At 47.9% G+C, this 13,219-nt stretch carries 14 protein-coding genes; 5 read left to right on the top strand and 9 right to left on the bottom strand.

Annotated features, from left to right (window positions below; translation table 11 throughout):
* Positions 1-28 precede the first annotated feature (28 nt).
* From U6B65_07350 to U6B65_07325, 6 genes are all read right to left on the bottom strand, one after another.
* Positions 29-1,183 carry a pyridoxal phosphate-dependent aminotransferase gene (locus U6B65_07350; GenBank protein WRS26174.1) on the bottom strand — a complete coding sequence of 385 codons (1,155 nt, stop codon included), beginning with the start codon at positions 1,181-1,183 and terminating at the stop codon, positions 29-31.
* Positions 1,184-1,518: 335 nt separating this feature from the next.
* Positions 1,519-2,229 carry an ABC transporter ATP-binding protein gene (locus tag U6B65_07345; protein ID WRS26173.1) on the bottom strand — a complete coding sequence of 237 codons (711 nt, stop codon included), beginning with the start codon at positions 2,227-2,229 and terminating at the stop codon, positions 1,519-1,521.
* A complete protein-coding gene (locus U6B65_07340; GenBank protein WRS26172.1) occupies positions 2,216-2,995 on the bottom strand; it encodes an ABC transporter ATP-binding protein in 780 nt (259 codons plus the stop codon). The genes U6B65_07345 and U6B65_07340 overlap by 14 nt, the downstream gene beginning before the upstream one ends.
* A 7-nt stretch (positions 2,996-3,002) precedes the next feature.
* Positions 3,003-4,031, bottom strand: a complete 1,029-nt coding sequence (locus U6B65_07335) for a branched-chain amino acid ABC transporter permease (GenBank protein WRS26171.1) — start codon at positions 4,029-4,031, stop codon at positions 3,003-3,005.
* A gap of 10 nt (positions 4,032-4,041) precedes the next feature.
* The gene (locus U6B65_07330; GenBank protein ID WRS26170.1) at positions 4,042-4,953 is read right to left on the bottom strand and encodes a branched-chain amino acid ABC transporter permease; all 912 of its coding nucleotides are present in this window, start codon (positions 4,951-4,953) and stop codon (positions 4,042-4,044) included.
* Between the two features lie 87 nt (positions 4,954-5,040).
* Positions 5,041-6,273: an ABC transporter substrate-binding protein gene (locus U6B65_07325; GenBank protein WRS26169.1), complete on the bottom strand. Its 1,233-nt coding sequence runs from the start codon at positions 6,271-6,273 to the stop codon at positions 5,041-5,043.
* A 381-nt stretch (positions 6,274-6,654) separates the two neighbouring features.
* Between U6B65_07325 and U6B65_07320 the strand changes: the two genes are divergently transcribed.
* Positions 6,655-7,275, top strand: a complete 621-nt coding sequence (locus U6B65_07320) for a glycerol-3-phosphate responsive antiterminator (protein ID WRS26168.1) — start codon at positions 6,655-6,657, stop codon at positions 7,273-7,275.
* A 181-nt stretch (positions 7,276-7,456) separates the two neighbouring features.
* Here U6B65_07320 and U6B65_07315 read toward each other — a convergent pair whose 3' ends face one another.
* The 3 genes from U6B65_07315 to U6B65_07305 form a co-directional block, all read right to left on the bottom strand.
* The gene (locus tag U6B65_07315; protein ID WRS26167.1) at positions 7,457-7,885 is read right to left on the bottom strand and encodes an Hsp20/alpha crystallin family protein; all 429 of its coding nucleotides are present in this window, start codon (positions 7,883-7,885) and stop codon (positions 7,457-7,459) included.
* Between the two features lie 176 nt (positions 7,886-8,061).
* Complete coding sequence (locus U6B65_07310) at positions 8,062-8,796, bottom strand: ZIP family metal transporter (protein ID WRS26166.1); 735 nt, start codon at positions 8,794-8,796, stop codon at positions 8,062-8,064.
* A 411-nt stretch (positions 8,797-9,207) separates the two neighbouring features.
* A complete protein-coding gene (locus U6B65_07305; GenBank protein WRS26165.1) occupies positions 9,208-9,399 on the bottom strand; it encodes a hypothetical protein in 192 nt (63 codons plus the stop codon).
* A 325-nt stretch (positions 9,400-9,724) separates the two neighbouring features.
* On the opposite strand from U6B65_07305, the gene U6B65_07300 reads away from it, so the two are divergent.
* The 4 genes from U6B65_07300 (at position 9,725) to U6B65_07285 (ending at position 13,213) form a co-directional block, all read left to right on the top strand.
* Positions 9,725-11,191 (top strand): diguanylate cyclase, encoded by a 1,467-nt coding sequence (locus U6B65_07300; protein WRS26164.1) that lies wholly within the window; start codon positions 9,725-9,727, stop codon positions 11,189-11,191.
* A gap of 301 nt (positions 11,192-11,492) precedes the next feature.
* Positions 11,493-11,963: an IS200/IS605 family transposase gene (tnpA, locus tag U6B65_07295; protein WRS26163.1), complete on the top strand. Its 471-nt coding sequence runs from the start codon at positions 11,493-11,495 to the stop codon at positions 11,961-11,963.
* A 454-nt stretch (positions 11,964-12,417) separates the two neighbouring features.
* A complete protein-coding gene (locus tag U6B65_07290) occupies positions 12,418-12,783 on the top strand; it encodes a DUF2089 domain-containing protein (GenBank protein WRS26162.1) in 366 nt (121 codons plus the stop codon).
* The gene (locus tag U6B65_07285) at positions 12,776-13,213 is read left to right on the top strand and encodes a hypothetical protein (GenBank protein WRS26161.1); all 438 of its coding nucleotides are present in this window, start codon (positions 12,776-12,778) and stop codon (positions 13,211-13,213) included. The genes U6B65_07290 and U6B65_07285 overlap by 8 nt, the downstream gene beginning before the upstream one ends.
* Positions 13,214-13,219 lie beyond the last annotated feature (6 nt).

The raw sequence follows: 13,219 nt of genomic DNA, 5'->3' as shown, positions 1-13,219 counted from the left end.
AACTGAAAAATGATGTTATGCTGGGTGATTACCGGTCTTCCATATATTTTTTGAGGCGTGCCATACCTTCTGTGATGTTTTGGTCCGAGGTTGCATAGGTGATTCTAACATAGCCCTCACCTGCATCACCAAAAGCGGTTCCGGGAACAATCACGACGCCGGTTTTTCTGAGAAGATCCATACAGAAATCCATAGATGGCATGCCGGTGTTTTTGATATTGACAAAGGCATAAAAGGCTCCTTTGGGCACCCGGATGGAAATGCCATCGATATCGTTTAGCAAGCCGCAGATCAGATTGCGGCGCCGCTCATAGGATTGGCGCATGATCTCCACATCTTCAAGACAGTATGCCAGCCCCTTTGCGGCTGCAAGCTGTGTTGGTGCGGGCAGGCAGGAGGCGCTGTTTTCGTGGAGCTTTGTCATGGCTGCAATGATATCCGGCCGCGCAATGGCATAGCCAAGGCGCCAGCCTGTCATGGCAAACATCTTGGAAAACCCGCTGATATACACGGTTCTTTCCCGCATATTGGGGAAGGAGGTAATGCTGGTGCAGGTGATGCCGTCGTATACAAGCTTGGAGTAAATTTCATCGGAGATCACGAACAGATCGTGCTCCACAAACAAGGCGGCAAGCTCCCGGAGTGTCTGTGCATCTATAACAGCACCGGTGGGGTTGGTGGGAGAATTCAGGATGACAAGCTTTGTCTTGGGTGTAATGGCCTTTTTAAAGTCTTCCACAGTTGGGATAAAATCGTTTTCTTCCCGTGCGCAGACTTCTTTTACAATGCCGCCGGACATGGCAACATGCCCGAAATAATTGGCCCAAGTGGGGGTTACGAGGAGCACCTCATCGCCGGGATCGATTAAAGTGAGCACCGCCAGCTGCAATGCCTCCATAGCCCCGCAGGTGCACATAATTTCCGTTTGCGGATCGGGTCTGAGATCGTTTTTATGATAATCTGCAATCGCACTGATCAGCTCAGGAACGCCTTTGTTGGGGGTGTAATGGGTAAGCCCCTTCTGCAAAGCGGCACAAGCCTCATCTATAATGGGCTGGGGTGTAATAAAATCCGGTTCACCAACTGTGAAGCTGATTTTATCTTGGATTTTCAAGGCCTCGTTGAACATAACGCGGATGAGCGACGCCCGGGTGTTGCGGGCAATATCGGATAACTGTGGCATAGCTGATTCCTCCCTTATAATCTAAAAATGTCTCCTCAAATAGCTCCCTTTTCCACTGGATATTTTTATGGTAAATCGATCGGATAGGGCTTCGGATGGCGCCGAAGGCCGGTTCCGGTGAAAATGGGCATAGCAAAGCAAGCGTCAAGGTGTTTTAGCTGCTGAACAGTAGGTGTAACTACCTTTGTTCAGGTGGTTATTCTCCTGTTTATCTTCCACAACAGACTGTAAGCGGGGAGAAGCTTTTCACTCCGTGACGCTTCGGAGTGAAACTTCGAAAAACGATGGTGCCGCATTGAGCGGCAGCGTGGGGTCAATTGGCGCAAAACCTTGTGTTATGCGCCCAGATAGGCTTCCCGAACACGATCGTCGGTGAGAAGCACCTTGGCTTCGTTTTCGATGGTAATGACACCGGTTTCCAAAACATAGGCACGTTTGGCTGTGTTCAGAGCCAGAAATGCATTCTGTTCAATGAGCAAGATACTTGTGCCGGTTTCGTTGATCTTTTTGATTACTCTGAAAATATCCTCGACAATGATCGGTGCAAGCCCCATAGAGGGTTCATCCAGCAGCAGCAGCTTGCCACGGGTCATCAGTGCACGGCCCAGCGCAAGCATTTGCTGCTCGCCGCCGGATAGAGTCCCTGCCTGCTGCTTCTCACGTTCTTTCAAACGGGGAAAAATATCAAATACCTGCTCCAGTGTGCTTTCAATGAGCTTGTTGTCTTTCACGATGTTGGCACCCAATATCAGGTTTTCACGCACAGTCAGCCGATTGAATACTCTGCGCCCTTCCGGAACGTGAGCGATGCCCTGCTGCACAATGCTGTGGGATGGTTTGGAAGTCAGCTCGGTATCAAGGAATTTTACTGAACCGGATTTGGCTTTCTCCAGACCTGAAATTGTGCGGAGAATGGTGGTTTTGCCCGCACCGTTGGAGCCGATCAATGCCACAATTTCGCCTTTTTCCAAATGGAAAGAAACACCCTTTACCGCTTCTATAGCACCATAGGATACATACAAATCTTTTACTTCAAGCATTGGCATGACTGCCACCTCCCAGATAGGCTGCGATAACATCGGGGTTCCGCTGTATTTCGTCGGGGGGGCCTTCGGCTATGGTTTTGCCAAAATCCAGCACCTTGATCCGGTCGGCAATGGGCATAACGAAATTCATATGGTGTTCAATCAGAATGACGGTCAGGTTAAACCTTTGCTTGATTTCTTTCACCAGCGCCGCCATTTCGTCCTGCTCTGCCGTGATCATCCCGGCGACAGGCTCATCCAGCAGCAAAATTTTGGGCTCCAGCATCAGGGCACGCACAATTTCCAGCCTGCGCTGATCTCCATAGGGCAGATTGCTTGCCAGCACATCGGCCTTATCCGCCAGATTGAATATATCCAGCAAATCCATAACCCTTTCATCCAGCTCACGTTCACGCGCTTTCATGGCCGGGGTGCGCAAAAGGCAGGCGAGGAGGCTTTCCTTGTTGTGGCAGGTATAAGCCATTTTGACATTATCAGCCACCGAGGCCCCGTGGAACAGGCGTATATTCTGGAATGTTCTTGCAATGCCGGCGGCTGCGAATTGAAAGGGCTTTTTCTTTGCCATGCTGTTGCCTTCAAGCAGAATAGAGCCAAAGGTGGGAGCATAAATGCCGGTTAACATATTGAACACAGTGGTTTTGCCTGCACCATTTGGGCCGATAATGGCGATGATTTCACCCCTTTTTACATGCAGGTTAAAGTCTTCCACTGCTTTAAGGCCGCCAAATTCGATGGAAAGATTGCTTACCTCCATAATATTGTCCATAAATTGCTCACCGCCTTTCTTCTATACTGAGTGCTTTCTCTTGCTTCTGCTTGAAAACTGTATTCGGATACAGTTCCTGACGGTTGATGCGCAGGCAGGGCAGTTCTTTGCCGCCGCACAGGCCGCTTGGGCGGAAGAGCATCACGCAGATCAGCACCAGTGAATAGATGACAAGGCGCCAATTGCTCATAAAGCGCAGTGCCTCGGGCAGTATGGTCAGCAGCAGTGCACCAATAATGGAACCGCTCAGAGAACCGGCACCCCCGGCATAGAGATAAACGAGAAAATCGGAGGATTTTGAAAAGCTGAAGCTATCCGGCTGAATGAACGAGATCACATGGGCATATAGTCCGCCGGCAACACCTGCAATGAACGCTGCAAAGCAGAAGGCAATGATCTTGTAGCGGGTGGTCTGCACACCCATGGCATCTGCCGCAATCTCATTATCCCGAATGGAAATACACGCACGCCCATATTTGGAGTAGATGAAATTGCGTGCCACCCAAAGGGTGAGAACCACAAAAGTAAGTATCCAGGCAAGGTTGCTGTAGGTGGGGATACCAATCATGCCACGTGCGGCACCGATAGGCTCAATGAGGCGGAGCATGGCCCGCACGATTTCGCCAAAGGCCAAGGTCACGATGGCTAAGTAATCGCCCTTGAGCTTGAGTGTGGGGAGGCCGATCAGCAGGCCGATAAACGCCGCAATGATGCCGCCGCAGAGCAAGCTGAGCAGAAAAATGGGAATTTGTAGCCCCGGAGCCACTGCATAGCCTTTAAAGACCAGCGTTGAGACAACAGCGGCACCATAAGCACCCAGTGACATAAACCCGGCATGGCCGATGCAAAACTGGCCGGTGAACCCGTTTACAATATTCAGGCTGACGGTCATCATGATGTTGATTCCTGCAAACATCAAGAGTTGTATGTGATAATTGTTGACTATTTTGGCCTGACGAACGAGTGCGATGACGATATACAACACCACAACGCAAACCAAAGGCAAATATTTTTTCAGCAGTGCTTTGGTTTTCATGATTACCTCCTCAAACTTTCTCGATGGTGAACTTGCCCATGATTCCGGCGGGCTTGACCAACAGGATTACGATCAGAATAATAAAGCCAATCGCATACCCAAGGTCGGAATTGATAGAGGTGGCGTATATCTCTGTAACACCCATGATGATGCCCCCCAGCATTGCTCCGCGAATATCGCCGATGCCGCCCAGAACTGCGGCGATAAAAGATTTTGTGCCCAGCCAGGTGCCCATATAAACTTCAACCTGCGGATAGATGCTTGCATAGAAAATGCCGCTGGCGGCCGCAAAGGCAGCACCGATAAAAAAGGTAAGGGATATGATGAAATTGATATTAATGCCAACCAAGGCTGCCGCTTCTTTATCCATGCTGACCGCACGCATCTTGCTCCCCAAGCGTGTTTTGTTTACAAAAACATAGAGCACAACCATCAGGATCAGAGACAAAGCGATCATAATGATTTGTGTTGAGGTAATCGCCACACCTCCGATATTATATTGCACCACTGTAAAAAGCTTGGGAAAAGGGCGTGGGTTCGGCCCGACAAAGGGAAGGGCACGGGGAAAATTTTGAAGGAACATGGATATGCCCACAGCCGTGATCAAGGCTGTCATGCGGGGGCGATTGCGCAGTGGCTTGTATGCGACTGCTTCAACCAAAACGCCAAGAAAACCGAGGCAAAGCATGGCAATGAGGATCGTCAGCAATACAGTGCCAAGGGGATATGTGCCGTTCACCATCATAAAGGAAAATGCCTGCGCCAAAAAAACGGTACCCAATGCGCCTAACATGAGAAAATCACCGTGGGCAAAATTGATCATGCCCACAATGCCATAGACCATTGTGTAGCCCAAGGCGAGGAGTGCATACACACTGCCTAACTGCAAGCCATAAACCAGTAGTTGTATAACCGTTGCCATAGGTCCCTCCTATCTGTATCTCACCAGAGTCAACCGGGTATGCACAGAACATTTGCATACCCGATAACCCGCCAATTGTTTCGCCTTTTACGGATTGATCATTTTCACGAACTGGGGTGCGCCCTTTTCGTCATACATTAAAACAGCGGCGCCCTTGATGGGGTTTCTATCCATACCCACGGTGATAATACCCGAAGGAAGCTGCAAATTCTTGATGGATGCCATGGCATCACGCACACCGGCCCGGTCAACAGTGGCGGCCCTCTGGATGGAATCAAGAATCATAGCAACTGATTCATAAGCCAGCACAGCATTGGAGTTTGGCTCCATGCCGTAAGCATCACGGAACGCTGTGACAAATTCCTGTGCGATAGGCTCAGGGTTTTCGGCAGAGAAGGCGGATACATAGGCAGTGCCCTTGATGTTTTCAAACCCGGCCAGATTCGGCACATCGGGTGTATCCATGGAATCGCCGCCGACAATGGGGCAGGTGATGCCCACGGCACGTGCCTGTTGGATTTGCAGTGGAATTTCTGTAAACATATTGGGGATGAACAAGACCTCAGGGTTGGCGGCTGCAATTTTTGTCAGCTGCACGTTAAAGTCCTTTACATCCGAGCCGCTGTATGCCTGCACTTCTACAATTTGGCCTCCAAAGCCTTCGAAACATTCCTTAAAGGATTCGTAAAGGCCCTTGGAATATGCATCGGCGTTGTTGTAGATAATGCCGGCTGTTTTATAGCCTTCTTCCCAAGCATAGGTTGCCGCAACCCAGCCCTGAAAAGAATCGATGAAGCATGCACGGAAGATATAGTCGCCAACCTGTGTAACCGCTTCGTTGGTGGTGAAGGTTCCCACTGCCACACACCCGGCCTGCTGTGCGATGGGAGCAGCGGCCAGAATGCATTTGGACATATCCGGCCCAGCAATGGCAATGACATTATCCTGATTGATCAGCTTCTGAAATACATTGGCAGTGGTTTCTTCTTTGGCTTCATTGTCTTCATAGACGAATTGAATCGGGTAACGGGTATCGCCCACAAGGAGGCCGCCTTCGGCAGCAAGCTTATCTTCAATTAATTTAACACCGTTTGTTATGTACTTTCCGGCGGCGGCACCCTGCCCGGAGATAGGGCAGACAACGCCGATTTTGAGCGTTTCGCCAACTTTTTCTCCGCCACCGCCAGATGGCTCACCCTGTGAGGGCTGGCCGGATGCTGCCGCTTGTGGTTGGGATGCTGCCGGGTTTGCCGATTGTCCGCAGGCAAACATTGGCAAAACCAGTAAGGCAACCACCAATAGTGCTAAAAACTTTTTCATGCTCGTAATCCTCCTTTTATTTTCAAAAGCACACGATGCTCTTGATTGACAATAGATCAGAAGCCTGCGTGAAAATAGTATTGCGTGGCTATAGCTGGGATTTTCATATAGGAGAAAAAATAAAAAAGAGCAATCAAAAGTAGAGGGTGTCACCTCTAATCCAATTACTCCAAAACAAATAATATTATTCTGTTTTATTGATTAATTATATACCAATATCACAATAAGTCAATATGTTTTTTCAAAAACTTAATATATAAAAGAAAGCTTAAATTTTGCCCTTCGCATTGCATTCCAAACTGAATATATACTATAATAACAATATTCGAAGTGCCTGCTATTACGGCGAAAACTGCACAGATAAAACAGATGGGGGTAACAATGCATTCCAATTTTGAACCAATTAAAAAGATATACCAGGATGAGCACATTCTAATGTCCATCGACAGTATGCGGTATTTCAACGAGGCAATTGAGGCAGCAGGAAGCACAGCCTTGGTTTTTGGAGATGTGCTCAATATTATGAATATTAAGCGTATTGTGCAGGCTACTCATGAGGCGGGCAAAAAAGCTTTTATTGATATGGATTTGGTGCGGGGGATCGATAACGACATTTCTGCTGTAAGATTTCTTGTGAATGAAGTGAAAGCCGATTGCCTGATCACAAGACATCGCAATATCATCATAGACGCTCAAAGCCATATCTGGTGTGTCTGGAAAACCTTTCTATACGATATACTTTCGCTGAACACAGCCATCAGCAACATAGAGAAATGCCGCCCTTATGCTATCGATATTATACCGGGTATATCTTTTCCCTTTGTTTATCAGCGTTTGCGCAGTATCACCGATGCCTATATTGGAATCGCAGGCTTTTATAATGAAACGGAGGAAAGCCTGCACAGCTTGATCCAAAACGGCGTCGATGTCATCTATACAAGAAACCGGAGCCTGTGGAAGGGCCTTCCGGCAGAATCAGCCCAGCTTCCGTTAAATGAGTGAAGTCTTTATACATACAAAGGCTTAGAGGGTTAAGCATTGTCAGCAATATAAGCAAACCACCCCTCCAGCCAGTATTTTGGCAGAAGGGATGGTTTGAACGCAGCAAAAAGCCACCTTATAAATTAAGGTGGCTTTAGTGGAAACCGCTTAAGCAACGGTACCCTTTGCTCGGGGTGCTGCGTTATTGAATTTGAATTTGGCGTGCCGGTGGAAGAGGAGAGGTCTCCTTTTTGGGCAAATTGAGGGTCAGCACACCATTTTCATATTTTGCGGCAATGGCATCGGTGTGAACCTCAGAGACATCAAAGCTGCGGGAATAAGTACCGAAGCGGCGCTCCCGGCGGATAAAGTTATCCTGCTTATCTTCTATTTCTTCGTTGTGCTGCGCGGAGATGGTGAGAATGCCGCGATCAATATCCACTTGGATATTCTCACGGTTAAAACCGGGAAGCTCGGCGCTCAGCCGGTAGTGATCCCCTTCATCCGTGATATCGGTGCGCAGCTGCATACTCCCTGCGGGGAATGCATTCTGGAACATATTTTTCTCCCAGTTATCAAAGAAATTCCAAATGTTTTTTTCGCGTCCGCTCATGGGAATCAGGTCAAACATACACAATACCTCCATATCACAGTTTGTTGTTTTATTATTTCAGATGTAAGGGAGAGTGCCTAGGCTTTCTTTCCCTCATCCGTTGTTTACAGTATACTCCGGGGCTGTGAAAAAACCTTGCAATATGAATGAACAGTTTGTAAATATTAGCACTCTTAATATATGAGTGCTAATATTTACAGCAAAAGGATTATGGCTGTACCCGAAAGAATGCCCAGCAGCAAACCCACTGGGTTCATATGCCCTGCACGCATTCGAAAAGTTTCCGGAAGCATATTGCCCAACACAACATACAGCATGGCTCCGCCTGCAACTGCAAGGCAAAGGGAAATAACAGTGGAAGAAAGCTGCCCGGCCCATGCTCCCACAAGTGCCCCCAACCCCATGGGCAATCCGGAGGCAATGGTATACCACAGGGCCTTCCATCGGCTTACGCCGCCGTTTTGCAGCGGTATGGCAATGGCGGCTCCTTCCGGAATGTCGTGGAGCATAATGGCCAGAGCCAGAGCCATGCCCAAGGCCGGGTCTGCTTCCAGCCCCGCACCCACAGCCAGACCTTCTGGAAAATTGTGCAGTGCCACCCCCAGAGCAATGGCGAGGCCGGTCTGCCGGGAGGGCACACCGGCTGAGAGGCTTTTATGAGATTTGAGGAGAGATTCCGACAGGATCATGATCAGCACTCCCAATAGAAGGCCCCAAAGAACATGCCACACCGAGGCATATGTAAAGGCGCCGGGCAGAAGATCAAGGCACACCACCACCAGCATAAGACCAGCGGAGTATTCCAAGATAAAAGCACCCTGCCTTTTGCCTTCGGCAGGCAGAAAGCAGGCCAGCAGCCCTCCGGCTGTTGTGCCCACGGTGCCCGAAAGCAATCCGTAAAAAGCGGTTGTCCAAATAGCATTCATCATCAGCACATCCATTTACTCACAAAGTCATCTATACTTATGTTTTGGTGCTTTTTGCCCTACAAGCTTGAAGAATAAATGAGACCCTAACAGCGGTTTACGGCACGCATTCTACTATAGTGAATATATGCGCAAAGATGGCTGCTTATGAAGCAGTGGCCGCTGTGCCTTTGAGAATGCCATACTGAACAGAAAAAAAGCAGGGCCTTTAGCCCTGCAGAGGGTGTAGACAAAAGTCTACACCCTCTATGGGGGGCATCTAATGTCCTCCATATTCCCCCCGGATTGCGCCGCTCCGGCGCGAAAAAAATGGGATTCCTGCGTCGAAATCAATTGGACTTCGGAAGAATTACCCATCAAAATTATAAAGCCTTCAAATTAAAGGCAGCTATGTCTGCAGTCTGAGCAGGGCCTTTAGCCCTGCAACAGATTGTTGACATATGCCTGCATTTCTTCCTTAGAATTAACCTGATGCGCACCCTGCACAAACTGTTCCTTTTGAGGAGCATCCATATGGGAAAATTTATTGAGTGCGTTCAGATTCTGAGCTAAGGCCATTGTAAGCCCTACCGGTATATCTGCATGGTTGCTGGGATTATGGTTCATCGTTAATCACCTCGTGGTTATTTTATGCATGGGCAATGTGTTTATACCTGATGCGTTTTTTCCTTTTCTGGGCGGAAAAAGCCCGGGTTCAGGGTGTAGGCCTTGGGGATACAGCCGCCTCCTGTTTTCTAAGCGGTGATTTCCTCTGAAAAAAGCAGCTGTAGGGCAGGTGCCAAAACGGATGAATCGCTGACCGCATACAGGCAGCGATACTTTTTTTAGCGGTGTATGGAAGAAAAAACAGTTGTATGGTATGATACCATACATAAGCATTTCATAGTATTTTTGCAGGAAATCAACAGTCATGAAGCGAGGAGAGGTGATCATGGCAAAAAACTCAATGGATGAACATTTCAAGCAGCTTGAAGGTGAATACCGCCTCCTTGCAGAAAGCGCTCTGGAGAGTATTTGGCATTTTGATATCGCAACCCTGAAATTTACTTATGTGAGCCCCTCTGTGTTAAAGCTGAGAGGCTTTACAGCGCAGGAAACCTTACAGCAGACTCTTGAAGAGCTCCTGCCGCCGGATTCACTGGCAAAGGCACAAAATGTATCCCGCCTGCTTTTGGAGCGTTACATGAAAGGTGAGCGCCGGGAAAGCATGCTCACCAAAACAGGGGATTATGAGCTTTATTGCAGGCATGCTGTTATCAAGCAGGTGGAAATCAGCGTGAAGCTGCTTGAAAACGCTGAAACCGGCGCCATGGAGATTATAGGCGTTACCCGGGATATAACCGAGAGAAAACGCTTTGAAGAGCAGCTGAACCAAGCGATTAAAACCAAGAATGACATGATTAATCGTCTGCGCAAATCAGAAAAGGCTCTCAAGCTTTTAACCGATAAGCTGAACCAACAGAATGCGATCCTCAGCAATCTTGCTATTAAGGATAACCTGACCGGAATTTTCAATCGATACAGCTTTAACCAAAAAATACTAGAGGAAGCGGACAGGAGCCGGCTCTACAACCAGCCCCTATCCATTGTTCTTTTTGATATAGATGATTTCAAAAAGGTAAACGATACCTTTGGCCACCAGATAGGGGATGAGATTCTCATCCGAATTTCTGAGGCGGTCAGCCAATTGGTTCGAAAGCAGGATGTTCTGGCCAGATGGGGAGGGGAGGAGTTCGTAATCCTTTTGCCTCAGACCCGCCTCAGCGATGCGGCCCGGGTTGCGGAAAAGCTGCGAATAGCCATTGAAAACATTGATCACCCGGAAGTTGATCACCCGGTGACTGTCAGCTTTGGGGTTACCGAGTTTATGCGGGGCGAAACCACAGAAAGTTGGTTCAGGCGGGTGGATTACGCTTTGTTTAACTCCAAGAACAAGGGCAAAAACTGTGTGACTTCCATTAGCTGGGAGGAAGCGGTGCCGCTGGTTCAGGCCAGACTGGAATGGAAGGCACAGTGGGAATGTGGAAACGCTGTAATCGATGATCAGCACAAAATGCTGGTCTATTGGGGCAATAGATTGCTGGATGCAGTCTTGGCCAGCAATGAAGGCCCAGAGACTGCAAAGGCACTAGAAGAATTGATGGAGCATATTCGTCTGCACTTTGAGGCAGAGGAACGAATTCTGGCAGAGCTTGGTTACCCGGAGACACAGGAGCATGCAGAAATTCATAGAGGTCTTTGGCAGTTTATCCAATCCCTTCAAGAGCAGTATCAGGCCAAAAGCCTGTATTTTGGTGCGGTTTTCTCCTTTCTGCTGGATGAGGTCATTGTTGGGCATTTGCTAAAGGAGGATGTCCGCTTCTTTCCCTTTTTAAAAGAGGCGCCGGAAACTGTATAGATTATTTACGGCTTGGGGCTTTATCCCTTGCAGGAAAATCGCCGGGGGAAACGGCCAGACCTTCCCTGCGGTATTTCTTTCTTCGGGTTGTTACACTCCCCTTAATGTTGAAACCTGTGGTTTGCTGGAATTTAATTGTCCGATCCCATAATTTAAATGGGGTCGGACGATTTGTTTTGCTTAAGAACCACCGGCTTTGCCGGTGGAGAAAGACCTTATAGGTATGGACAAGAAAAAAGCTCCCCGATATATTAAAAGTTAAGGTCTGCCAACCTAACTAAAAGATCGAGGAGGTCTTTAAATGAAAGACATAAACAGTTTAGAACATACCAAGTGGAGATGTCAATACCACGTAGTATTTGCACCAAAATACAGGAGACAAGTAATATATCGGGAAATTAAAGCAGACATAGGGTTTATCCTAAGGAAATTGTGTGATCAAAAAGGGGTAGAAATTATAGAAGCGAACGCATGCCCAGATCACATCCATATGCTAATCAGTATACCACCAAAGTTTAGTGTATCGCAGATAATGGGGTATCTAAAAGGGAAGAGCAGCTTAATGATATTCGACCGTCATGCAAATTTGAAGTACAAATATGGAAATAGGCATTTCTGGGCAAGAGGGTATTATGTGGATACAGTAGGGCGGAATAAAAAGCAGATACAGGAGTATATCAAAAAGCAATTGGAGGAAGATGAGCTATCCGATCAGATGAGTCTCAAGGAGTACACTGACCCGTTTACGGGTAGCAAGAACACCAAGGCATAAAAACGTACCCCTTTAGGGGTTGCCCGAGAAAGCAATGCGGATGGCAGATCTTTCGGGACCCCTTTAGGGGTACTGTCTGTATTGTGCCCTTCTAGGGCTTATTCAAGCCTCCGGCTTAGCCGGAGGTTTTGACTTAATGAGCCTGTGCATCCAGACTACTGCGTGCGTATTCTGGATATTGTTGGATTTGTTTTATGGGGAAAAGGCCATGTCGCAGCAGAGCTGTATTCAATCTTAGGGAATTCAACGTCAGCTGTCCATTGGTAATCGGCTCCAAAACATAAAAAACAGCCGCGTTATACCCGGCAATGCCATAGATTTGGCTGTAAACTACGAGAATGATAATATAAAAATCAATATTATTAATATAAAAATAAATAATATTGATTTTTATATTGACTTTTTTGATCCTGGATGCTATTATCATGACAGAGGTGATTGGATGAATGGGCATATGCCAAAAAACTGTCCGGCATGCTCCCACAATATGCAGGTACGTGTTTTAAAATGTCCGGCTTGCCAGACCGAGGTACAGGGGAATTTTGCTTTGGATCGCTTTTCACTGCTTCAGGATGAGCACCGGATATTTCTTGAAACCTTTATCCGATGCCGTGGCAGCCTTAAGGATGTGTGTACTGAAATGGGGATTTCCTATCCCACAGCCCGGAACAGGCTGGATGCTTTAATTGGAGCCTTGGGTTTTGAAGAACGGGAAAGTGCAACCGCCTATCGGCTTGAGATTTTGGGTCAGCTGAAGGCTGGTCAGATTACAACAGAAGAAGCACTCACTTTATTGCAAGGAGGAAACGGCAATGGCTGAAGAACGCAAAGTTATACTTGAAATGCTTCGGGATGGGGATATCTCCGTGGAGGAGGCACAGCGCCTTATGGATGCAGTTCCCGAGGACACACGCCAATCCACTGAAAACACAGCGCTGGAGCTGCACAAACAGCCCGAGGGGCAAACCCCCAAGCGAATTCTCATAAAAGTAACAGAGGGCGGCAAAAGCAAGGTTAACGTAAAGGTGCCCTTTTCACTGGTGCGGGTGGGTCTGAAATTGGGTCAGGCGGCCGGTGCTATGAGCGGAAAGCTCTCTCCGGAAAATGCGGCGGCTCTTGAAATGCTCAAAACCATTGACATTGATGAAATCATGTCCGCTCTCAGCGAGGGGGATATTACTCTGCCCTATGCTTTGGTGGATGTGGACGATGAGAGCAAAGGGGAGCATGTCCAGATTGTTCTGGAATAGCGCATA

The organism is Oscillospiraceae bacterium MB08-C2-2, from assembly GCA_035621215.1.
In the GTDB taxonomy this organism is placed as follows: domain Bacteria; phylum Bacillota; class Clostridia; order Oscillospirales; family Ruminococcaceae; genus WRAV01.
This window is presented reverse-complemented; position numbering and strand designations above follow the sequence as displayed.

Bases quoted from the DNA above. Each gene is read 5' to 3' on its own strand.
- U6B65_07350 (WRS26174.1), bottom strand. From the start codon at position 1,183: ATGCCACAGTTATCCGATATTGCCCGCAACACCCGGGCGTCGCTCATC.
- U6B65_07345 (WRS26173.1), bottom strand. From the start codon at position 2,229: ATGCCAATGCTTGAAGTAAAAGATTTGTATGTATCCTATGGTGCTATA.
- U6B65_07340 (WRS26172.1), bottom strand. From the start codon at position 2,995: ATGGACAATATTATGGAGGTAAGCAATCTTTCCATCGAATTTGGCGGC.
- U6B65_07335 (WRS26171.1), bottom strand. From the start codon at position 4,031: ATGAAAACCAAAGCACTGCTGAAAAAATATTTGCCTTTGGTTTGCGTT.
- U6B65_07330 (WRS26170.1), bottom strand. From the start codon at position 4,953: ATGGCAACGGTTATACAACTACTGGTTTATGGCTTGCAGTTAGGCAGT.
- U6B65_07325 (WRS26169.1), bottom strand. From the start codon at position 6,273: ATGAAAAAGTTTTTAGCACTATTGGTGGTTGCCTTACTGGTTTTGCCA.
- U6B65_07320 (WRS26168.1), top strand. From the start codon at position 6,655: ATGCATTCCAATTTTGAACCAATTAAAAAGATATACCAGGATGAGCAC.
- U6B65_07315 (WRS26167.1), bottom strand. From the start codon at position 7,885: ATGTTTGACCTGATTCCCATGAGCGGACGCGAAAAAAACATTTGGAAT.
- U6B65_07310 (WRS26166.1), bottom strand. From the start codon at position 8,796: ATGATGAATGCTATTTGGACAACCGCTTTTTACGGATTGCTTTCGGGC.
- U6B65_07305 (WRS26165.1), bottom strand. From the start codon at position 9,399: ATGAACCATAATCCCAGCAACCATGCAGATATACCGGTAGGGCTTACA.
- U6B65_07300 (WRS26164.1), top strand. From the start codon at position 9,725: ATGGCAAAAAACTCAATGGATGAACATTTCAAGCAGCTTGAAGGTGAA.
- tnpA (WRS26163.1), top strand. From the start codon at position 11,493: ATGAAAGACATAAACAGTTTAGAACATACCAAGTGGAGATGTCAATAC.
- U6B65_07290 (WRS26162.1), top strand. From the start codon at position 12,418: ATGCCAAAAAACTGTCCGGCATGCTCCCACAATATGCAGGTACGTGTT.
- U6B65_07285 (WRS26161.1), top strand. From the start codon at position 12,776: ATGGCTGAAGAACGCAAAGTTATACTTGAAATGCTTCGGGATGGGGAT.